Raw genomic sequence first — 23,248 nt, forward strand, 5'->3', positions numbered from 1 at the left:
TGGGGGAATTCAATCCCCCCTGCTTTTGCTTCCATTCTCAATCCATCGCTTAGTGGTATCAAACAGCTTTACGGTCATATCAGTGACAGGCTTATAGGGTTTGGTCGCCTGGTAAGTGGCGTGGCAAATGTTTTCATACACATGAATGGAGAGCTGTTTTCCCGGAATAGTCACCGTTTCAACAATAAAAAGTGCGACACTGGCTAGCGCCGGAAAAATTGAGCCCTTTAACTTTTCTGGTAAGATCTCATAGGGCAGAGCCAGCCATGTAAAGACTTTTTGTGCATGACTGACGGTGTATTCTTTAAATGATTTTTCTGCCGGGCAGGGGCTGATACTTGCTTTTATTGCAGCAGCTACCCCCGTCATCGCCCCGGTAAGCGCTCCAATTCCGGTAATGGTCATTACTGTGACGTAATAACCGGCAAAAATGCCCGCATGCAACAAAGTAGTACAGACTCTCAGTGGGGTGCACAGTGCCCCGGGAACGTTTGACAGCAACCATTTACCATGACGTTTTACCCTGGACATAAACGTTTCTGTTTTTTCGATAACCTCACAGGTTCTAGCGGCAAGCCCATCACTTTTTCCTGAAGGTGCGTTACTTTGAGAGCAAGCTTCAGTGGTGGTATTCGAGCACTCTTCAGATAATTCTTCGTTGTGATAGACAGGCTCAGGAGAGGGGCTGTGAGCAAAGAGAGTGCTGTTTATAGATGGGATCATCGGGCATACCAGGTGGTTAATTCGACTATGTTTTGAGTGTTCTGCCGGTTCTGCTCAATGACCAGCTTCTATTATAACTGATTGATTTTAAAATCGATGGTTAGTTACTGGCTGAGTGTTCTGTTAGGATTTATGTTATTAGACGCAATATTAGTAATATGGTTCAAAATTTATGTCTGTTATTTCCTCAAGGCTTGGGCAGCAACTGGCTTTTATCAAGGAGCTGGATAAACTCAAGGCGGTTTATCGAAAAACCATGGTAAAGCCTGATAACAGCCGACAGGAGAACAGTGCCGAACATAGCTGGCATATCGCGGTGCAGGCGATGACCCTGCAAGAGTACGCTGAAGAGCCGGTTGATATTGGCCGGGTGATCAAGATGCTGCTGCTCCACGATATTGTAGAAATTGATGCCGGAGATACATTTGCGTTTGCTGCGGCTACTGAGCTGGCCGGTCAGTCAACTAAAGAAATGGCAGCGGCAGAACGCCTGTTCGGGCTATTGCCACAGGCGCAGGCCGATGAGTTCAGGGCGCTCTGGCTTGAATTTGAGCAGGTACACAGCCCGGATGCCCGCTTCGCCAAAGCCATGGACTGCCTGTTACCCGTAATCCAGAATATGGACAGTGAGGGTGGCACCTGGGCCAAGTATCAGGTTACCCGCAGTCAGGTGTTGAAACGGAATCAATATCTGGAGCACCTGGCCCCCAAGCTGTGGTGTTATGTTCTTGAGCAGATTGATCACTCTGTCCGTAATGGCTGGCTTCAGGATTGTTGATCTGACCGGTGGAGTCTCCATAAGGATTTCCAGAATAACTTCATCATTTTCTCAGCCTGGGAAAAGGTCGCCGCCCGCTTCCCGCCACCCGATGCCTGCAAAAGCACAAGCGGTTCAGGCTTTTCGGGTAGCGGGAGGCGGGGGGCGGGTAGCGTCTGTAGAGATTTAGAAGTTATTTCAGGACGGTAAGCAACCCCTCCTCTGTAAAAAGGTATTTACCGACTGACGAAGTGCAACAAAAGTGACATACTGCCGCGCTTTCCTGCTTTAGCAAGTTAACTATGCAATCGTCCTTCACCAGCAACTACCTTCCCAAAAACCGGTTCAAGACAGGCCTGGGACACTTTGTCCTGTGGTTACTTGGCGGATGGAAAATTGAGGGAAACCTGCCGGAACACCTCAATAAATACGTGATCATCGTCGCCCATCACACATCAAACTGGGATTTTGTTATCGGCGTTGCGGTTAAGCTGGTAACCCGTATACGTGTCCGGTTTTTTGCCAAGCACTCGCTGTTTTTCTGGCCCCTGAGTGTGTTGATGCATCGGCTTGGCGGTATTCCCATTGAGCGTGATAAATCCATCAACCGGGTTGATCAGGCCATCGCAGAGGTCAACAGCAGTGACCACTTCGTGCTGGCTATCGCACCTGAGGGCACCCGGTCAAAGGTGCAAAAGTGGAAAACCGGTTTTTATCATATAGCGCATGGTGCCAACGTTCCGGTTGTACCCATTGCCTTCGACTTTCAGCAGCGCAAGGTCATTATGGGCGCACCTATGCCCATGTCCGGAGATATTCCCTCTGACTTTGCCAGAATGCATGAGTTCTTTCTCTCTCATCCGGGTAAGCATCCTGAGCTTGGCTGTGATGGACCCTTTGAAACGCCCGGTATATACAACAAATAATGTCCGGGCGGTTTGTCTGACAGGTGGTCGCTTTTCTTTCCGTGGTGAGTCCGATAGAGTGAAACAGCAATAAAAAGACAATAAAGGACTCACATGCCTCTGATTCAGTTTGTTACTCACGACGGCAACCAGTATGAAGCCGACATCGACTCAGGTAGTACTTTGATGCAGGGTGCCGTTGATAACATGATCGATGGCATCCTTGCAGAGTGTGGTGGTGCCTGCTCCTGTGCCACCTGCCACTGTTATATTGATGAAGGGTGGATTGAGATGGTCGGACCGGCTGAAGGCATGGAGCAGGAAATGCTGGATGTTGTCCGTGAGCCGAGAGAAACCAGCAGGCTGAGCTGCCAGGTTGTCGTCACTGATGAGATGGACGGCATGGTGGTGCATTTGCCTGAGTCTCAATATTAAATTTCTGTAAGCCGTCCGACGATGCAATCTGTTCGTCTGGTGTAGTTCGCAAAAACAATTAGTATTATAATCCCGCCAAAACCAGACCTTTTGTAAGGTTATCGGTCGTTAGTCCCGGTCGGCCTTTTGTGCACCGGGTTGCGTTCACCTGTGAGTCCTTATTCCTAACAATTTCAATACAGAACAGCGTCAGGAGTTGCCATGCTCAGCCAAACCATGATACAAGTTAAACGAACAGATTAATCTGGAGTTTTACTCCTCAAATCTGTATCTGCAAATGGCCTCCTGGTGCGAAAGCCAGGGGCTGGACGGGTGCAATCATTTTCTCCGCCGCCATGCCCGGGAAGAAATGGAACACATGCAGAAGCTCTTTGACTACGTCAACGAAACGGGAGCCATGGCCATTATTGGCGGTATTGATGCGCCTCCCCATGCGTTCGCGTCTGTCCGGGATGTATTCCTTGCGACCTATAAACATGAGTGTACCGTTACTCAGAAGATCAACGCCCTGGCCCATACTGCGTTCACCGAACAGGACTACTCCACGTTCCATTTCCTGCAGTGGTACGTTGCGGAGCAGCACGAAGAAGAGAAGCTGTTCAAAACGATTCTCGATAAAATTGATATGATCGGTATGGAAAACAAAGGCCTCTATTACATTGATCAGGAAGTGGGCAAATTGATAAGTGGTATGCCAGAGCCTGTTGTTTCTTAACAACCCGAAGTAATATAAAGAGTGTTCACGGGGCGTTCTGGTCACATGGGAAATTGAGAGCGCCCCGGCTATCCGGGCAACTGTGCAATGTGCAAGTAGTTGCCTGCACAACAGGCTAAAAAATATGGTTTAATAGGCAAGCTGATTCAGCACCTTCCTCTAATTCACCGTTCTCAACCAGAAGCACTCAACGTGACCTTTGCATTCCAGCACTTCAAACACGCTACCTCCGGTTTTTCCAAGTCAGTCACCGGCAACGTTTTCAGGTTCATTCCTCTTCTGTGCTCTGTGTTATTCAGTGGTTGCGGGCTAATGACCAAAGCGTCGGAACGACAGCCGGTCACATTCAGTGAGCTGGAGGGCTGGAGCCAGCAACAGGCCATTGCCGTAAGACCGGCGTTGCTGAACAGTTGCCAGCACCTGAACCGTTCGGTGCTGACCGACAACAGCCCCTGGGGCAACTACCAGCAATGGCAATTGTTGTGTAAGGAGCTGATGCAAACCCCCGACCGTCAACTGAAAACCTTTTTTGAGCAAAACTTTACGCCTGTCCAGCTCTCCCCCCAGAAACAAGGCCTGTTTACCGCTTATTACTCCCCGGTTATTCCCGGCAGTCTGAAACCGTCGGAAGATTACCCAATCCCGTTACTGAAACTTCCCCACGATCTGGTCAAGGTTCGCCTGGCTGACTTTGGTCTCAGTGGCCCGGGATTGGTGGGGCGGGTTGAGAAAGGCTTCCTGAAACCCTATGGCAGTCGGGCAGAAATCAATCAACAGACAGCGAAAGCCAGCGATGTGCTCCTGTGGCTGAGCAGTCCTGTTGATAAGTTCTTTCTGCAGATTCAAGGATCAGGGAATGTGGAACTGCCTGACGGTAACATTATTCATGTTGGCTACGCCGGTAATAATGGCCACAACTACGTGGCCATTGGGAGGATACTGAAACAGCAAGGGGAACTTGAAGAAGTATCCATGCAAACCATCCAGTCATGGCTGGAAAACCATCCGGACCAACGGGAATGGCTGCTCAACCAGAACCCTCGCTACATCTTTTTCAGTTTTTCTGAGGAAGGTGCCATCACCGCTCAGGGTGTGCCTGCTGCCCCGAAAAGAACACTGGCTGTGGATCCATCTTATATCCCCCTTGGCCTGCCGGTATGGCTCGATACCCGCCTCACCGCCACCGGAGAGAAATTCCAGCAGCTGATGGTTGCCCAGGATACCGGCAGTGCCATAAAGGGTCCCGTCCGGGGAGATATCTATATGGGCGCTGGCAACGATGCAGCCTTGATTGCCGGGCCACAGCAGGAGCCTGGCAAACTATATGTGTTGATTCCCCGATAACCTGCTTTTCTTGATAAATCTGCCTGGGAGGCTGACCGAGAATAGCGCCCGTAGCGAGGATGGCAGCCTCCTAGCTGGCATTAATGCTTTAATAACTGACTTTTTGGTCAACAAGATTTTGGAATTTATTCACTTTCAACCCTTAAACCCAACATAGCCCTTGCAGGAACTCTTCCATCCAGTCATCGTTGTTGACCAGTTCTGACTCGGTCACCAATGAATCCAATGTCGCCAATGAATCCAAATCCCATGCCACTATTTCATCAAGCCCAAGTGGATCTCTTCTCCTGTTCTCGCTGGCTTCATGCCATTCTTTCCGTGTTTCTGAATCCACTGCGTAGCTCATTTTGCAGATAGCAGTGCTTAATTCAACATAAGTCATTCGGCTTCGGTGGGGTTCCAGCAGTTCAAGTTCTGCATTTCCCAATTCGCGAAAACGACCCAGAGCTTCCATTGCCGCGTCAAAGTTAGATAGCGGCCCTTGAATGCGACTGTTGGCAACCTGGTTCCCTTGAGTTGCTATGCTTGCCCTTGCTGGAGGTCCTTGCTGAGGGATTGATGTTACTACTGGCGTTTTTGCTGCCTCAATCTGTTCCAACTTTGCAACCACCGCTTTCTTAACGAGGTCTGGAACAATGCCGTCTTTATCATCTTTGATAACCGGGCCGAGTGCCGTGCATAAACGGGCATTTAGCTGGCCGCTGCTGGCATAGTGTTCAAGAGATGACCAGACCTCAGGCTTTAATGGTTTATGGCAATTGATTAGTCTAATAATCAGAGAGGGTGCCACCAGGTGTGGTATTTTTTTAGGCTCGGCTTTCTTGGGCTCTTTGGTTCTCGCTTGCATTTGGGCTAATTTTGCCTCAAGCCTGATCGCATAGGGATCGCGCTTGTCCTGAGGCTTTTTATACCATTGTTCTGTGAACTCGGTTGCCTTGAAAAAGGCGGTTAACTGTTGCAATGTCCAGTTCTTGATAACAAAGCCGGTATCTCTCGGGGTAAACTCTGGATTTTGGAGTACCACCGGATCGCCATCGTCTGGCAAAACGGTTAGTCTGTGATTCTTGAATTGATATTCTGTTTGTTCAAGCTCAATTAACATGGCCGTGATAAAGCGCCACAGGCGTTCCTGGCCCGACATGGCGGGATCACCACCGACCATCACCCCTCTTTTATCATCTGTTGCCACTCGGTTTGAAAAGCAGAGATCCGGTATTTTCTCTGGTTCAGGTAGAGCGTGGTTGGTGAGCAGCATTCCTTCCAGCAACCGTTGCTGAACCGTGACATCAGGAGCGGTCTCAGGGGTAGCCTGATAGTCAAGACAGGCATCCATGAATTGCTGCATTTTGTGTGGTCCAAGCACCCGATGTAACCCGCGCCACTGTGAGATGGTGGGCAAGGTTTTGAATAGCTCATCCAGCTTATCCGCGTATTTTGAGCGGTTATCTTCTGATTGTTGCCAGAGAATCTCCAGCATCGTGCGTTTAGATTGCGTGAAGTCAAATCGCTGGCCAAGCTGTTGGCAAAGTGGTTTTAATGCATACCACTGTTCCTGAGTTGGGGCTGGCTTCAGGTTTCTGCACAGTTCAAGATATTCCTGCATCTCAGATTCAGGGAGCTGCGTTAGTGCAAATTTTGTTAAAGCCAGTGGTGCAGGAATGGATAATGCCTTAGTGAGTACTCCTTTGCAGCGTGGATTTTCACGATATTTTGCAATCCAGAACGGGAGACCAGTTCTTCCATGGATAGCCAATATCGGTAGCAATGATTTCAGCGCAGCACGAACAGCTACTCTGTCATTTCGAGAATTCTTGTGGGCAGCCAGATATTGTTGGAATTCGGCAATTTTCATGCGCCATGTTGCGGGCCCAGAGAAGAACAGAGCCAGTGCTTTCATTTGACTCGATTCTAAAAGATCTTCATCACTATTGTCGTCGCCATGTTCAGTGGTACAACCATGCTGATTAAGACATTGGCGCAGTGTTTTCTCATTTTCAGTCAGTTTTTCTGCTGAGGGCAAACCAAAACTGGCAAATATTCGGCAAGAAAGTTTCAGAATATTTTTATTTTCATCCGAGGGTAGCCATTGAACGAACGCTTCCACCTTCGCTTTGTCGGGCAAGCCTTTGCCATTACACATGGAGGAAAAGGCCCGCAGCAGTTCCAGGCTGAATTCGCCGTTCACCTTCCAGCACTCCCACGCTTTGAGTGCTTCCACCTTCGCTTTGTCGGGCAAGCCCCTACTGCTCATCATGGAGGAAAAGGCCCGCAGCAGTTCCAGGCTGAATTCGCCGTTCACCTTCCAGCACTCCCACGCCACGAACGCTTCCACCTTCGTTTTGTCGGGCAAGCCGTTGCCATTACACATGGAGGAAAAGGCCCGCAGCAGTTCCAGGCTGAATTCGCCGTTCACCTTCCAGCACTCCCACGCTTTGAGCGCTTCCACCTTCGCTTTGTCGGGCAAGCCTTTGCCATGACACATGGAGGAAAAGGCCCGCAGCAGTTCCAGGCTGAATTCGCCGTTCACCTTCCAGCACTCCCACGCTTTGAGCGCTTCCACCTTCGCTTTGTCGGGCAAGCCTTTGCCATGACACATGGAGGAAAAGGCCCGCAGCAGTTCCAGGCTGAATTCGCCGTTCACCTTCCAGCACTGCCACGCTTTGAGCGCTTCCACCTTCGCTTTGTCGGGCAAGCCTTTGCCATGACACATGGAAGAAAAGGCCCGCAGCAGTTCCAGGCTGAATTCGCCGTTCACCTTCCAGCACTGCCACGCTTTGAGCGCTTCCACCTTCGCTTTGTCGGGCAAGCCCCTACTGCTCATCATGGAGGAAAAGGCCCGCAGCAGTTCCAGGCTGAATTCGCCGTTCACCTTCCAGCACTCCCACGCTTTGAGCGCTTCCACCTTCGCTTTGTCGGGCAAGCCTTTGCCATGACACATGGAGGAAAAGGCCCGCAGCAGTTCCAGGCTGAATTCGCCGTTCACCTTCCAGCACTCCCACGCCACGAACGCTTCCACCCTCGCTTTGTCGGGCAAGCCTTTGCCATGACACATGGAAGAAAAGGCCCGCAGCAGTTCCAGGCTGAATTCGCCGTTCACCTTCCAGCACTCCCACGCTTTGAGCGCTTCCACCTTCGCTTTGTCGGGCAAGCCCCTACTGCTCATCATGGAGGAAAAAGCCCGCAGCAGTTCCGGGCTGAATTCGCCGTTCACTTTCCAGCACTCCCACGCCACGAACGCTTCCACCTTCGCTTTGTCGGGCAAGCCTTTGCCATGACACATGGAGGAAAAGGCCCGCAGCAGTTCCAGGCTGAATTCGCCGCTCACCTTCCAGCACTCCCACGCTTTGAGCGCTTCCACCTTGGCTTTGTCGGGCAAGCCTTTGCCATTACACATGGAGGAAAAGGCCCGCAGCAGTTCCAGGCTGAATTCGCCGTTCACCTTCCAGCACTCCCACGCTTTGAGCGCTTCCACCTTCGCTTTGTCGGGCAAGCCTTTGCCATTACACATGGAGGCAATCTGTTTCAAGCATGGGTTAGCAGCAACCGCCTGAATGTTTTCCTCGCTTTCTTCTGCAAACTTTTTTATCTGAGTCTTCGATATGAGCATGCTGGTAAGGCAGCTGGTATTGGTAATCTGCTGGGGATTTACAGCTAAAAAGAACGTGTTGGCCCTGGCAAAATAGCCTTTGAAAGTCTGAGAATCTTTAACAATGCTGAAGTTTTTTAACTTGGAGAAGAGGGAATGTGCGGGCGGCTTTCCCCTGTCTCGCGCTAACTGGATTTTCCTGTCTTTGAGGTTTTTCAGAAGAGTCCCGGCATTCGTTAATATTGCTTGAATTTCTTGATTATTTAAATGTGTTCGCAGTTCATTTTGCTGGCTTACAGAAAATTCTGAAATTGATGTTTCACTGTTAATTTCTGTAGGTAGCGAAGTTGCAGAACACACAATACGCCTGCTGTTGTCAGTAACACGCCTGCGCTTTATGGGTGGGATGGGCCCGGATTCAGATTGCAGTTGATGCAGTGGCAATGTTCCAGTGCCCGTTGTTGTCTGTTCCACCTGGTAACCTGACATGGATCGCTTTCTTTTTTGTTTTCGGCTGTTTGCTGGCCGGTGCCTTCCTGTTTCAGTGGCTGTTAACGGGGATGCCGTGTCTGCGGTTACTGAGGAGGAAGGTGACTGCACTTCGGGGATTACCTGTTTCCAGTTGGAGAATCGTCTGGGGATGACAACAATCGAACTATTGACCTAGTCAGCCCGGTAAAGTTCCAGGCAGCCGGTATCAGGCAAGGCTGACCTGTTTTGTCAGGCAGTTTGGCTGTGAGATGTGTTACGGGATAGCGCACCGCTGACTTTTACATTCCAGGGCAGGAGTGCTTCCAGCTTCTCAACCGTATCCGCATACGGCAGTTCCTCCAGTACGTAACAAATGTAATCAGAAGAAGACAGAGTGTCGACAAATACCGGTCATGGTAGCCAGAGACCGGGATAATCAGATGGTTGATGGCATTCTGGAGAATCAGGGTGCAGACGAGCTTTGTCGTCATTTGAACGGTCGAATAAATATTGAAGCAGTCGTATACACCGATGCAAGCCTTGCATATCACAGCCCTTGCAGGAACTCTTCCATCCAGTCATCGTTGTTGACCAGTTCTGACTCTGTCGCCAATGAATCCAATGTCGCCAACGAATCCAAATCCCATGCCACTATTTCATCAAGCCCAAATGGGTCTCTTCTCCTGTTCTCGCTGGCTTCATGCCATTCTTTCCGTGTTTCTGAATCCACTGCGTAGCTCATTTTGCAGATAGCAATGCTTAATTCAACATAAGTCATTCGGCTTCGGTGGGGTTCCAGCAGTTCAAGTTCTGCATTTCCCAATTCGCGAAAACGATCCAGAGCTTCCATTGCCGCGTCAAAGTCAGATAGCGGCCCTTGAATGCGACGGTTGGCAACCTGGTTCCCTTGAGTTGATGTGCTTGCCCTTGCTGGAAGTCCTTGCTGAGGGATTGATGTTACTACTGGCGTTTTTGCTGCCTCAATCTGTTCCAACTTGGCAACCACCGCTTTCTTAACGAGGTCTGGAACCATGCCGTCTTTATCATCTTTGATAACCGGGCCGAGTGCCGTGCATAAACGGGCGTTTAGCTGGCCGCTGCTGGCATAGTGTTCAAGAGATGACCAGACCGCAGGCTTTAATGGTTTATGGCAATTGATTAGACGAATAATCAGAGAGGGTGCCACCAGGTGTGGTATTTTTTTAGGCTTGGCTTTCTTGGGCTCTTTGGTTCTCGATTTTATTTGGGCTAATTTTGCCTCAAGCCTGATCGCATAGAGATCGCGCTTGTCCTGAGGCTTTTTATACCATTGTTCTGTGAACTCGGTTGCCTTGAAAAAGGCGGTTAACTGTTGCAATGTCCAGTTCTTGATAACAAAGCCGGTATCTCTCAGGGTAAACTCTGGATTTTGGAGTACCACCGGATCGCCATCGTCTGGCAAAACGGTTAGTCTGTGATTCTTGAATTGATATTCTGTTTGTTCAAGCTCAATTAACATGGCCGTGATAAAGCGCCACAGGCGTTCCTGGCCCGACATGGCGGGATCACCACCGACCATCACCCCTCTTTTATCATCTGTTGACGCTCGGTTTGAAAAGCAGAGATCCGGTATTTTCCCTTGTTCCGGTAGAGAGTGGTTGGTGAGCAGCATTCCTGCCAGCAACCGTTGCTGAATCGTGACATCAGGAGCGGTTTCAGGGGTAGCTTGATAGTCAAGACAGGCATCCATGAATTGCTGCATTTGGTGTGGTCCAAGCACCCGATGTAACCCGCGCCACTGTGAGATGGTGGGCAAGGTTTTGAATAGCTCATCCATCTTATCCGCGTATTTTGAGCGGTTATCTTCTGATTGTTGCCAGAGAATCTCCAGCATCGTGCGTTTGGATTGCGTGAAGTCAAATCGCTGGCCAAGCTGTTGGCAAAGTGGTTTTAATGCATACCACTGTTCCTGAGTCGGGGCTGGCTTCAGGTTTCTGCACAGTTCAAGGTATTCCTGCCTCTCAGATTCAGGGAGTTGCGTTAGTGCAAATTTTGTTAAAGCCAGTGGTGCAGGAATGGCTAATGCCTGAGTGAGTACTCCTTTGCAGCGTGGATTTTCACGATATTTTTCCATCCAGAACTGGATACCAGTTCCTCCATGGATAGCCAATATCGGTAGCAATGATTTCAGCGCAGCACGAACAGCCACTCTGTCATTTCGAGGACTCTTGTGGGCAGCCAGATATTGTTGGAATTCGGCAATTTTCATGCGCCATTTTGCGGGCCCGGAGAAGAACAGGGCCAGTGCTTTCATTTGACTCGATTCTAAAAGATCTTCATCACTATTGTCGTCTCCATGTTCAGTGGTACAACCATACTGATTAAGACATTGGCGCAGTGTCTTCTCATTTTCAGTCAGTTTTTCTGCTGAGGGCAAACCAAAACTGGCAAATATTCGGCAAGAAAGTTTCAGAATATTCTTATTTTCATCCGAGGGTAGCCAATGCACGAACGCTTCCACCTTCGCCTTGTCGGGCAAGCCTTTGCAATTACACATGGAGGAAAAGGCCCGCAGCAGTTCCAGGCTGAATTCGCCGTTCACCTTCCAGCACTCCCACGCCATGAACGCTTCCACCTTCGCTTTGTCGGGCAAGCCCCTACTGCTCATCATGGAGGAAAAGGCCCGCAGCAGTTCCAGGCTGAATTCGCCGTTCACCTTCCAGCACTCCCACGCTTTGAGCGCTTCCACCTTCGCTTTGTCGGGCAAGCCTTTGCCATGACACATGGAGGAAAAGGCCCGCAGCAGTTCCAGGCTGAATTCGCCGTTCACCTTCCAGCACTCCCACACCACGAACGCTTCCACCTTTGCTTTGTCGGGCAAGCCCCTACTGCTCATCATGGAGGAAAAGGCCCGCAGCAGTTCCAGGCTGAAGTCGCCGTTCACCTTCCAGCACTCCCACGCCACGAACGCTTTCACCTTCGCTTTGTCGGGCAAGCCTTTGCCATGACACATGGAGGAAAAGGCCCGCAGTAGTTCCAGGCTGAATTCGCCGTTCACCTTCCAGCACTCCCACGCCACGAACGATTCCACCTTCGCTTTGTCGGGCAAGCCTTTGCCATGACACATGGAGGAAAAGGCCCGCAACAGTTCCAGGCTGAAGTCGCCGTTCACCTTCCAGCACTCCCACGCCACGAACGATTCCACCTTCGCTTTGTCGGGCAAGCCTTTGCCATGACACATGGAGGAAAAGGCCCGCAGCAGTTCCAGGCTGAATTCGCCGTTCACCTTCCAGCACTCCCACGCCACGAACGCTTCCATCTTCGCTTTGTCGGGCAAACCCCTACTGCTCATCATGGAGGAAAAGGCCCGCAGCAGTTCCAGGCTGAATTCGCCGTTCACCTTCCAGCACTCCCACGCTTTGAGCGCTTCCACCTTCGCTTTGTCGGGCAAGCCTTTGCCATGACACATGGAGGAAAAGGCCCGCAGCAGTTCCAGGCTGAAGTCGCCGTTCACCTTCCAGCACTCCCACGCCACGAACGATTCCACCTTCGCTTTGTCGGGCAAGCCTTTGCCATGACACATGGAGGAAAAGGCCCGCAGCAGTTCCAGGCTGAATTCACCGTTCACCTTCCAGCACTCCCACGCCACGAACGCTTTTACCTTCGCTTTGTCGGGCAAGCCTTTGCCATTACACATGGAGGAAAAGGCCCGCAGCAGTTCCAGGCTGAATTCGCCGTTCACTTTCCAGCACTCCCACGCCACGAACGCTTCCACCTTCGCTTTGTCGGGCAAGGCTTTGCCATGACACATGGAGGAAAAGGCCCGCAGCAGTTCCAGGCTGAATTCGCCGTTCACCTTCCAGCACTCCCACGCCAAGAACGCTTCCACCTTCGTTTTGTCGGGCAAGCCTTTGCCATTACACATGGAGGAAAAGGCCCGCAGCAGTTCCAGGCTGAATTCGCCGTTCACCTTCCAGCACTCCCACGCCACGAACGCTGCCACCTTCGCTTGGTCGGGCAAGCCTTTGCCATTACACATGGAGGCAATCTGTTTCAAGCATGGGTTAGCAGCAATCGCCTGAATGTTTTCCTCGCTTTCTTCTGCAAACTTTTTTATCTGAGTCTTGGAATTGAGCATGCTGGTAAGGCAGCTGGTATTGGTAATCTGCTGGGGATTGACAGCTAAAAAGAACGTGTTGGCCTTGGCAAAATAGCCTTTGAAAGTCTGAGAATCTTTAACAATGCTGAAGTTTTTTAACTTGGAAAAGAGGGAGTGTGCGGGCGGCTTTCCCCTGTCTCGCGCTAACTGGATTTTCCTGTCTTTGAGGTTTTTCAGAAGAGTCCCGGCATTCGTTAATATTGCTTGAATTTCTTGATTATTTAAATGTGTTCGCAGTTCATTTTGCTGGCTTACAGAAAATTCTGAAATTGATGTTCCACTGTTAATTTCTGTAGTGAGCGGTACACCCTCCATTGGTTCAGGCATGTCCTGCACCATCGCTGAGGTATGTTCATTGCCAGTTAATAGCCTGTTGTCGCTGGTTTTTGGTAGATTTATTGATATCCCCGGAAGCGTGGAAGCGGCGTCAGCAGACATGGCCGTGTCAGTCTCCATTGGCTCCGGATTACCCTGAACCCAAGTCGAAGAAGAGCGCTCAATACACGAGTTATTGCCAGTAACACGCCTGAGCTTTATGGGGGAAATGGTCCCGGATTCAGGTTGCTGTTGATGCGGTGGCAACGCTCCAGTGTCCGTTGTTGTCTTTTCAATCTGGCGACCTGCCATGCTCCGCTTTCTTTTGCGTTTGCGGCTGGTTGACGGCTCGTCTCTTCCAGCTTCAGTAGATGTTAACCGGGATACAGTATCTGCGGTTGCTGAGGAGGAAGGTGACTGCATGGTTTGTTTGGAGGTCCTCCCTGTTTCCAATTGGAGAATCGTTTGGGTGAAAGTCTCATACTGACTGTATTTTCAGGGTTTGCGCTCCACGCAATCCTCCATAGCAACAAATTTCGTCCGGCCTGAATGGGGTAACGGCCAAACACCGGTATGATGTTTACTGAAATACTACACCCAGTGAGAGGCCGCCCCGATGGAAGTATGTCAGCCGCTGGCGAAAACCGCTAATTCTTGCCACGTGGTGGTTTGACTTTCTTCTTGATATTCGCTTCCGGTTTCCTCTAATTTCAGGTAGGCACCAATTTAACCTGCGTATATTGCCATTTTAACTGTAAAATGCTTGAGTCAGGGCAACTGGTTTATCCTTGTAGGAACTCTTCCATCCAGTCATTGTTGTCTACCCGTTCTGCCTCGGTCGCAAATAAATCAAAATCCAGCGACAATAAATCAGAATCCGATTCCCAAATGTCAATGTCAATTTCGTTCAGCCCAAGAGGGTCTTTTTTTCTGCATTCCAAAGCTGAATGCCAGGCGTTTTGTGTCTGTTTATCCACATCATAATGGTTGATCTTTTGGAGAACACTCATTAACTGCGGAAGTATCATCTCTTTCCGATAGGGTTCCAATAGTTCAAGTTCTCTATTCCCCAATATCGGAAAACGATCCAGCTCTTCCATTGCCGCTTCAAAGGTAAATTTCGGCCCTTGAATGCTCCTGGTGGAATCCTGATCCCAAGGGGGTGTCGTGCTTGCAGGAGGTTGTTGCAGAGCGATTGCTGTTACTACGGGTGTTTTTGTTGCCTCAATCTGTACCAACTTTTCAGCCACTGCATTTTTAACGAGCTCAGGAACAACACCATCATTATCATTTCGGATAACCGGGCTGAGCGCCTTACATAAACTTGTGGTTAGCTGGCCGTTGCTGGCATAGTGTTCCAGAGATGACCACACCGCTGGCTTTAATGGTTTTTTGTATTTGATGATATTGATAATCATGGAAGGTGACAGCAGAAATGCTGCTTTTTTAGGCTCAGCTTTCCTGGTCTCTTTGGTTCTTGCTTTCATTTGGGCTAGTTTAGCCTCAAGCCTGATCGCATAGGGTTCCCGTTTGTCCTGAGGCTTTTCATACCATTGTTCTGTGAATTCAGTTGCCTTGAAAAAGGCGGTCAACTGTTCCAATGTCCAGTTCTTTATAACAAGGCCGGTATCCGTGAGGGTAAAATCCGGTTTTTGGAGTACAACCGGTTCACCATCGGTTGGCATGACAGTAAGCTTTTGATTCCTGAATTGATACTCTGTTTGTTTAAGCTCGAACAGTATGGCCGTGATAAAGTGCCACAGGCGTTCATGGCCCAACATGACGTGATCACCATCAACAACCACGCCTCTTTCATCATCAGTTGACACCCGGTTTGAAAAGCAGAGATCCGGTATATCGATGTGTTCAGGCAGATAGTGGTTTGTCAGTAACATTCCTTCCAGCAACTGTTGCTGAGTAGCTACATCAGGAGCGGCTTCAGGTTTAGCCTGGTATTCAAGACAAGCATCCATGACTTGCTGCATTTTGTGTGGTCCGAGTACCCGATGTAACTCGTGCCATTGTGAGATGGTGGGAAAGGTTTTGAATAGCTCATCCATCTTATCCGCGTATTTTGAGCGGTTATCTTCTGATTGTTGCCAGAGAATTTCCAGCATCGTGCGTTTAGATTGCGTGAAGTCAAATCGCTGGCCAAGCTGTTGGCAAAGTGGTTTTAATGCATACCACTGTTCCTGAGTTGGGGCTGGCTTCAGGTTTCTGCACAGTTCAAGGTATTCCTGCATCTCAGATTCAGGGAGTTGCGTTAGTGCAAATTTTGTTAAAGCCAGTGGTGCAGGAATGGCTAATGCCTTAGTGAGTACTCCTTTGCAGCGTGGATTTTCACGATATTTTTCAATCCAGAACTGGATGCCAGTTCCTCCATGGATAGCCAATATCGGTAGCAATGATTTCAGCGCAGCACGAACAGCCACTCTGCCATTTCGAGGACTCTTGTGGGCAGCCAGATATTGTTGGAATTCGGCAATTTTCATTCTCCATTTTGCGGGCCCGGAGAAGAACAGAGCCAGTGCTTTCATTTGACTCGATTCTAAAAGATCTTCATCACTATTGTCGTCGCCATGTTCAGTGGTACAACCATACTGATTAAGACATTGGCGCAGTGTTTTCTCATTTTCAGTCAGTTTTTCTCCTGAGGGCAAACCAAAACTGGCAAATATTCGGCAAGAAAGTTTCAGAATATTCTTATTTTCATCCGAGGGTAGCCATTGCACGAACGCTTCCACCTTCGCTTTGTCGGGCAAGCCTTTGCCATTACACATGGAGGAAAAGGCCCGCAGCAGTTCCAGGCTGAATTCGCCGTTCACCTTCCAGCACTGCCACGCCAGGAACGCTTCCACCTTCGCTTTGTCGGGCAAGCCTTTGCCATGACACATGGAGGAAAAGACCCGCAGCAGTTCCAGGCTGAATTCGCCGTTCACCTTCCAGCACTCCCACGCTTTGAACGCTTCCACCTTCGCTTCGTCGGGCAAGCCCCTACTGCTCATCATGGAGGAAAAGGCCCGCAGCAGTTCCAGGCTGAATTCGCCGTTCACCTTCCAGCACTCCCACGCTTTGAGCGCTTCCACCTTCGCTTTGTCGGGCAAGCCTTTGCCATGACACATGGAGGAAAAGGCCCGCAGCAGTTCCAGGCTGAATTCGCCGTCCACCTTCCAGCACCCCCACGCTTTGAGCGCTTCCACCTTCGCTTTGTCGGGCAAGCCTTTGCTATTACACAAGGAGGAAAAGACCCGCAGCAGTTCCAGGCTGAATTCGCCGTTCACCTTCCAGCACTCCCACGCTTTGAGCGCTTCCACCTTCGCTTTGTCGGGCAAGCCTTTGCCATTACACATGGAGGAAAAGGCCCGTAGCAGTTCCAGGCTGAATTCGCCGTTCACCTTCCAGCACTCCCACACTTTGAGCGCTTCCACCTTCGCTTTGTCGGGCAAGCCCCTACTCCTCATCATGGAGGAAAAGGCCCGCAGCAGTTCCAGGCTGAATTCGCCGTTCACCTTCCAGCACTCCCACGCCATGAACGCTTCCACCTTCGCTTGGTCGGGCAAGCCTTTGCCATTACACATGGAGGAAAAGGCCCGCAGCAGTTTCAGGCTGAATTCGCCGTTCACCTTCCAGCACTCCCACGCCACGATCGCTTTCACCTTCGCTTTGTCGGGCAAGCCCCTACTGCTCATCATGGAGGAAAAGGCCCGCAGCAGTTCCAGGCTGAATGCGCCGTTCACCTTCCAGCACTCCCACGCTTTGAGCGCTTCCACCTTCGCTTTGTCGGGCAATCCCCTACTGCTCATCATGGAGGAAAAGGCCCGCAGCAGTTCCAGGCTGAATTCGCCGTTCACCTTCCAGCACTCCCACGCTTTGAGCGCTTCCACCTTCGCTTTGTCGGGCAAGCCTTTGCCATGACACATGGAGGAAAAGGCCCGCAGCAGTTCCAGGCTGAATTCGCCGTTCACCTTCCAGCACTCCCACGCTTTGAGCGCTTCCACCTTCGCTTTGTCGGGCAAGCCTTTGCCATTACACATGGAGGAAAAGGCCCGCAGCAGTTCCAGGCTGAATTCGTCGTTCACCTTCCAGCACTCCCACGCCACGAATGCTTCCACCTTCGCTTTGTCGGGCAAGCCCCTACTACTCATCATGGAGGAAAAGGCCCGCAGCAGTTCCAGGCTGAATTTGTCGTTCACCTTCCAGCACTCCCACGCCACGAATGCTTCCACCTTCGCTTTGTCGGGCAAGCCTTTGCCATGACACATGGAGGAAAAGGCCCGCAGCAGTTCCAGGCTGAATGTGCCGTTCACCTTCCAGCACTCCCACGCCACGAACGCTTCCACCTTCGCTTTGTCGGGCAAGCCTTTGCCATTACACATGGAGGAAAAGGCCCGCAGCAGTTCCAGGCTGAATTCGCCGTTCACCTTCCAGCACTCCCACGCCACGAACGCTTCCACCTTCGCTTTGTCGGGCATGCCTTTGCCATTACACATGGAGGCAATCTGTTTCAAGCATGGATTAGCAGCAACCGCCTGAATGTTTTCCTCGCTTTCTTCTGCAAACTTTTTTATCTGAGTCTTCAACTTGAGCATGCTGGTAAGGCAGCTGGTATTGGTAATCTGCTGGGGATTGACAGCTAAAAAGAACGTGTTGGCCCTGGCAAAATAGCCTTTGAAAGTCTGAGAATCTTTAACAATGCTGAAGTTTTTTAACCTGGAAAAGAGAGAATGTGCGGACGGCTTTCCCCTGTCTCGTGCTAACTGGATTTTCCTGTCTTTGAGGTTTTTCAGAAGAGTCCCGGCATTCGTTAATATTGCTTGAATTTCTTGATTATTTAAATGTGTTCGCAGTTCATTTTGCTGGCTTACAGAAAATTCTGAAATTGATGTTCCACTGTTAATTTCTGTAGTGAGCGGTACATCCTTCATTGGTTCAGGCATGACCTGCACCATCGCTGAGGTATGTTCATTGCCAGTTAATAGCCTGTTGTCGCTGAGGGTTGGTAGATTTCTTGATAGGAAACTGATCACTCCCGGAAGCCTGGAAGCTGCGTCAGCAGGTATGGCCGGTTTGGTCTCCATTGGCTCCGGATTAGCAGGTAGCGAAGTTGCAGAACAGACAATACGCCTGCTGTTGTCAGTAACACGCCTGCGCTTTATGGATGGGATGGGCCCGGATTCAGATTGCAGTTGATGCGGTGGCAATGTTCCAGTGACCGTTGTTGTCTGTTCCACCTGGTAACCTGACATGGATCGCTTTCTTTCTTGTTTTCGGCTGTTTGCTGGCCGGTGCCTTCCTGTTTCAGTGGCTGTTAACGGGGATGCCGTGTCTGCGGTTACTGAGGAGGAAGGTGACTGCATGGTTTCTTCGGAGATTACCTGTTTCCAGTTGGAGAATCGTCTGGGGATGACAACAATAGAACTGACCAGGTCAGCCCGGTAAAGTTCCAGGCAGCCGGTATCAAACAAGGCTGACCTGTTTTGTCAGGCACTCTGGCTGTGAGATGTGTTTGCACATGAGAAGCTTGCGAGAACCTTGGGATTCACCTTTAAAGAACGGGTGTCATTGGAATACGGGTTATAGAAGGTGTTTTTCACCGACAACGTGTGAATGCATATCACAGCCCTTGCAGGAACTCTTCCATCCAGTCATCGTTGTTGACCAGTTCTGACTCTGTCGCCAATGAATCCAATGTCGCCAATGAATCCAAATCCCATTCCACTATTTCATCAAGCCCAAGTGGGTCTCTTCTCCTTTTCTCGCTGGCTTCATGCCATTCTTTCCGTGTTTCTGAATCCACTGCGTAGCTCATTTTGCAGATAGCAGTGCTTAATTCAACAGAAGTCATTCGGCTTCGGTGGGGTTCCAGCAGTTCAAGTTCTGCATTTCCCAATTCGCGAAAACGATCCAGAGCTTCCATTGCCGCGTCAAAGTCAGATAGCGGCCCTTGAATGCGACGGTTGGAAACGTGGTTCCCTTGAGTTGATGTGCTTGCCCTTGCTGGAAGTCCTTGCTGAGGGATTGATGTTACTGCTGGCGTTTTTGCTGCCTCAATCTGTTCCAACTTTGCAACCACCGCTTTCTTAACGAGGTCTGGAACAATGCCCTCTTTATCATCTTTGATAACCGGGCTGAGTGCCGTGCATAAACGGGCGTTTAGCTGGCCGCTGCTGGCATAGTGTTCAAGAGATGACCAGACCGCAGGCTTTAATGGTTTATGGCAATTGATTAGACTGATAATCAGAGAGGGTGCCACCAGGTGTGGTATTTTTTTAGGCTTGGCTTTCTTGGGCTCTTTGGTTCTCGCTTGCATTTGGGCTAATTTTGCCTCAAGCCTGATCGCATAGGGATCGCGCTTGTCCTGAGGCTGTTTATACCATTGTTCTGTGAACTCGGTTGCCTTGAAAAAGGCGGTTAACTGTTGCAATGTCCAGTTCTTTATAACAAAGCCGGTATCTCTGAGGGTAAACTCTGGATTTTGGAGTACAACCGGATCGCCATCGGCTGGCAAAACGGTTAGTCTTTGATTCTTGAATTGATATTCTGTTTGTTCAAGCTCAATTAACATGGCCGTGATAAAGCGCCACAGGCGTTCCTGGCCCGACATGGCGGGATCACCACCGACCATCACCCCTCTTTTATCATCTGTTGCCACTCGGTTTGAAAAGCAGAGATCCGGTATTTTCCCTTGTTCAGGTAGAGAGTGCTTGGTGAGCAGCATTCCTGCCAGCAATCGTTGCTGAATCCTGACATCAGGAGCGGTTTCAGGTGTAGCCTGATAGTCAAGACAGGCATCCATGAATTGCTGCATTTTGTGTGGTCCAAGCACCCGATGTAACCCGCGCCACTGTGAGATGGTGGGCAAGGTTTTGAATAGCTCATCCATCTTATCCGCGTATTTTGAGCGGTTATCTTCTGATTGTTGCCAGAGAATTTCCAGCATCGTGCGTTTAGATTGCGTGAAGTCAAATCGCTGGCCAAGCTGTTGGCAAAGTGGTTTTAATGCATACCACTGTTCCTGAGTTGGGGCTGGCTTCAGGTTTCTGCACAGTTCAAGGTATTCCTGCATCTCAGATTCAGGGAGTTGCGTGAGTGAAAATTTTGTTAAAGCCAGTGGTGCAGGAATGGCTAATGCCTTAGTGAGTACTCCTTTGCAGCGTGGATTTTCACGATATTTTTCCATCCAGAACTGGATGCCAGTTCCTCCATGGATAGCCAATATCGGTAGCAATGATTTCAGCGCAGCACGAACAGCCACTCTGCCATTTCGAGGACTCTTGTGGGCAGCCAGATATTGTTGGAATTCGGCAATTTTCATTCTCCATTTTGCGGGCCCGGAGAAGAACAGAGCCAGTGCTTTCATTTGACTCGATTCTAAAAGATCTTCATCACTATTGTCGTCTCCATGTTCAGTGGTACAACCATGCTGATTAAGACATTGGCGCAGTGTTTTCTCATTTTCAGTCAGTTTTTTTCCTGAGGGCAAACCAAAACTTGCAAATATTCGGCAGGAAAGTTTCAGAATATTCTTATTTTCATCCGAGGGTAGCCATTGAACGAACGCTTCCACCTTGGCTTTGTCGGGCAAGCCTTTGCCATGACACATGGAGGAAAAGGCCCGCAGCAGTTCCAGGCTGAATTCGCCGTTCACCTTCCAGCACTCCCACGCTTTGAGCGCTTCCACCTTCGCTTTGTCGGGCAAGCCTTTGCCATGACACATGGAGGAAAAGGCCCGCAGCAGTTCCAGGCTGAATTCGCCGTTCACCTTCCAGCACTCCCACGCCCCGAAGGCTTCCACCTTCGCTTTGTCGGGCAAGCCTTTACCATGACACATGGAGGAAAAGGCCCGCAGCAGTTCCAGGCTGAATTCGCCGTTCACCTTCCAGCACTGCCACGCCACGAACGCTTCCACCTTTGCTTTGTCGGGCAAGCCCCTAGTGCTCATCATGGAGGAAAAGGCCCGCAGCAGTTCCAGGCTGAATTCGCCGTTCACCTTCCAGCACTCCCACGCCACGAACGCTTCCACCTTCGCTTTGTCGGGCAAGCCCCTACTGCTCATCATGGAGGAAAAGGCCCGCAGCAGTTCCAGGCTGAATTCACTGTTCACCTTCCAGCACTCCCACGCTTTGAGCGCTTCCACCTTCGCTTGGTCGGGCAAGCCCCTACTGCTCATCATGGAAGAAAAGGCCCGCAGCAGTTCCAGGCTGAATTCGCCGTTCACCTTCCAGCACTCCCACGCCACGAACGCTTCCACCTTCGCTTTGTCGGGCAAGCCCCTGGTGCTCATCATGGAGGAAAAGGCCCGCAGCAGTTCCAGGCTGAATTCGCCGTTCACCTTCCAGCACTCCCACGCCACGAGCGCTTCCACTTTCGCTTTGTCGGGCAATCCCCTACTGCACATCATGGAGGAAAAGGCCCGCAGCAGTTCCAGGCTGAATTCGCCGTTCACCTTCCAGCACTCCCACGCTTTGAGCGCTTCCACCTTCGTTTTGTCGGGCAAGCCCCTACTGCTCATCATGGAGGAAAAGGCCCGCAGCAGTTCCAGGCTGAATTCGCCGTTCACCTTCCAGCACTCCCACGCTTTGAGCGCTTCCACCTTCGCTTTGTCAGGCAAGCCTTTGCCATGACACATGGAGGAAAAGGCCCGCAGCAGTTCCAGGCTGAATTCGCCGTTCACCTTCCAGCACTCCCACGCTTTGAGCGCTTCCACCTTCGCTTTGTCGGGCAAGCCCCTACTGCTCATCATGGAGGAAAAGGCCCGCAGCAGTTCCAGGCTGAATTCGCCGTTCACCTTCCAGCACTCCCACGCTTTGAGCGCTTCCACCTTCGCTTTGTCGGGCAAGCCTTTGCCATTACACATGGAGGCAATCTGTTTCAAGCATGGGTTAGCAGCAACCGCCTGAATGTTTTCCTCGCTTTCTTCTGCAAACTTTTTTATCTGAGTCTTCGACTTGAACATGCTGGTAAGGCAGCTGGTATTGGTAATCTGCTGGGGATTTACAGCTAAAAAGAACGTGTTGGCCTTGGCAAAATAGCCTTTGAAAGTCTGAGAATCTTTAACAATGCTGAAGTTTTTTAACTTGGAAAAGAGGGAATGTGCGGGCGGCTTTCCCCTGTCTCGCGCTAACTGGATGTTCCTGTCTTTGAGGTTTTTCAGAAGAGTCCCGGCATTCGTTAATATTGCTTGAATTTCTTGGTTATTTAAATGTGTTCGCAGTTCATTTTGCTGGCTTACAGAAAATTCTGAAATTGATGTTTCACTGTTAATTTCTGTAGTGAGCGGTACATCCTTCATTGGTTCAGGCATGACCTGCACCATCGCTGAGGTATGTTCATTGCCAGTTAATAGCCTGTTGTCGCTGAGGGTTGGCAGGTTTCTTGATAGGAAACTGATCACTCCCGGAAGCCTGGAAGCTGCGTCAGCAGGCATGGCCGGTTCGGTCTCCATTGGCTCCGGATTAGCAGGTAGCGAAGTTGCAGAACAGACAATACGCCTGCTGTTGTCAGTAACACGCCTGCGCTTTATGGACGGGATGGGCCCGGATTCAGATTGCAGTTGATGCGGTGGCAATGTTCCAGTGCCCGTTGTTGTCTGTTCCACCTGGTAACCTGACATGGATCGCTTTCTTTTTTGTTTTCGGCTGTTTGCTGGCCGGTGCCTTCCTGTTTCAGTGGCTGTTAACGGGGATGCCGTGTCTGCGGTTACTGAGGAGGAAGGTGACTGCATGGTTTCTTCGGAGATTACCTGTTTCCAGTTGGAGAATCGTCTGGGGATGACAACAATAGAACTGACCTGGTCAGCCCGGTAAAGTTCCAGGCAGCCGGTATCAGGCAAGGCTGACCTGTTTTGTCAGGCACTCTG

The 23,248-nt window shown here is 50.4% G+C and carries 10 protein-coding genes and 1 pseudogene; 5 read left to right on the forward strand and 6 right to left on the reverse strand.

Annotated elements, in window-relative coordinates:
* Nucleotides 1-9: 9 nt before the first annotated feature.
* Nucleotides 10-723 (reverse strand): hypothetical protein, encoded by a 714-nt coding sequence (locus O3276_RS17390; RefSeq protein WP_269672470.1) that lies wholly within the window; start codon nt 721-723, stop codon nt 10-12.
* Nucleotides 724-895: 172 nt separating this feature from the next.
* Between O3276_RS17390 and O3276_RS17395 the strand changes: the two genes are divergently transcribed.
* The 5 genes from O3276_RS17395 to mltA all read left to right on the forward strand — a co-directional run bounded on the left by O3276_RS17395 (nt 896) and on the right by mltA (nt 4,879).
* The gene (locus O3276_RS17395) at nt 896-1,501 is read left to right on the forward strand and encodes an HD domain-containing protein (RefSeq protein WP_269672471.1); all 606 of its coding nucleotides are present in this window, start codon (nt 896-898) and stop codon (nt 1,499-1,501) included.
* 281 nt (nt 1,502-1,782) lie between these two features.
* The gene (locus tag O3276_RS17400; RefSeq protein WP_269672472.1) at nt 1,783-2,406 is read left to right on the forward strand and encodes a 1-acyl-sn-glycerol-3-phosphate acyltransferase; all 624 of its coding nucleotides are present in this window, start codon (nt 1,783-1,785) and stop codon (nt 2,404-2,406) included.
* A gap of 93 nt (nt 2,407-2,499) precedes the next feature.
* The gene (locus tag O3276_RS17405) at nt 2,500-2,820 is read left to right on the forward strand and encodes a 2Fe-2S iron-sulfur cluster-binding protein (protein ID WP_101745696.1); all 321 of its coding nucleotides are present in this window, start codon (nt 2,500-2,502) and stop codon (nt 2,818-2,820) included.
* Nucleotides 2,821-3,097: 277 nt separating this feature from the next.
* Nucleotides 3,098-3,535: a non-heme ferritin gene (gene ftnA / locus O3276_RS17410; protein WP_269672473.1), complete on the forward strand. Its 438-nt coding sequence runs from the start codon at nt 3,098-3,100 to the stop codon at nt 3,533-3,535.
* 312 nt (nt 3,536-3,847) lie between these two features.
* A complete protein-coding gene (gene mltA / locus O3276_RS17415; RefSeq protein ID WP_269672474.1) occupies nt 3,848-4,879 on the forward strand; it encodes a murein transglycosylase A in 1,032 nt (343 codons plus the stop codon).
* Between the two features lie 142 nt (nt 4,880-5,021).
* Here the strand turns inward: mltA and O3276_RS17420 are convergent, their stop codons facing one another.
* The 5 genes and pseudogenes from O3276_RS17420 to O3276_RS17440 form a co-directional block, all read right to left on the reverse strand.
* Complete coding sequence (locus tag O3276_RS17420) at nt 5,022-9,065, reverse strand: hypothetical protein (RefSeq protein ID WP_269672476.1); 4,044 nt, start codon at nt 9,063-9,065, stop codon at nt 5,022-5,024.
* 120 nt (nt 9,066-9,185) lie between these two features.
* A pseudogene (locus O3276_RS25845) lies at nt 9,186-9,329 on the reverse strand (transposase domain-containing protein); the annotation flags it as partial.
* Between the two features lie 154 nt (nt 9,330-9,483).
* A complete protein-coding gene (locus O3276_RS17430) occupies nt 9,484-13,812 on the reverse strand; it encodes a hypothetical protein (RefSeq protein ID WP_269672477.1) in 4,329 nt (1,442 codons plus the stop codon).
* 359 nt (nt 13,813-14,171) lie between these two features.
* Nucleotides 14,172-18,854, reverse strand: a complete 4,683-nt coding sequence (locus tag O3276_RS17435; RefSeq protein ID WP_269672478.1) for a hypothetical protein — start codon at nt 18,852-18,854, stop codon at nt 14,172-14,174.
* A gap of 149 nt (nt 18,855-19,003) precedes the next feature.
* Nucleotides 19,004-23,221 (reverse strand): hypothetical protein, encoded by a 4,218-nt coding sequence (locus O3276_RS17440; protein WP_269672479.1) that lies wholly within the window; start codon nt 23,219-23,221, stop codon nt 19,004-19,006.
* Between the last annotated feature and the right edge of the window lie 27 nt (nt 23,222-23,248).

The organism is Endozoicomonas sp. GU-1 (assembly GCF_027366395.1).
Lineage (GTDB): Bacteria > Pseudomonadota > Gammaproteobacteria > Pseudomonadales > Endozoicomonadaceae > Endozoicomonas.

What these genes read in the sequence shown, in the direction of transcription:
- O3276_RS17390 (WP_269672470.1), bottom strand. Translation starts at nt 723, where the DNA reads ATGATCCCATCTATAAACAGCACTCTCTTTGCTCACAGCCCCTCTCCT.
- O3276_RS17430 (WP_269672477.1), bottom strand. Translation starts at nt 13,812, where the DNA reads ATGCAGTCACCTTCCTCCTCAGCAACCGCAGATACTGTATCCCGGTTA.
- O3276_RS17405 (WP_101745696.1), top strand. Translation starts at nt 2,500, where the DNA reads ATGCCTCTGATTCAGTTTGTTACTCACGACGGCAACCAGTATGAAGCC.
- ftnA (WP_269672473.1), top strand. Translation starts at nt 3,098, where the DNA reads ATGGCCTCCTGGTGCGAAAGCCAGGGGCTGGACGGGTGCAATCATTTT.
- mltA (WP_269672474.1), top strand. Translation starts at nt 3,848, where the DNA reads ATGACCAAAGCGTCGGAACGACAGCCGGTCACATTCAGTGAGCTGGAG.
- O3276_RS17395 (WP_269672471.1), top strand. Translation starts at nt 896, where the DNA reads ATGTCTGTTATTTCCTCAAGGCTTGGGCAGCAACTGGCTTTTATCAAG.
- O3276_RS17400 (WP_269672472.1), top strand. Translation starts at nt 1,783, where the DNA reads ATGCAATCGTCCTTCACCAGCAACTACCTTCCCAAAAACCGGTTCAAG.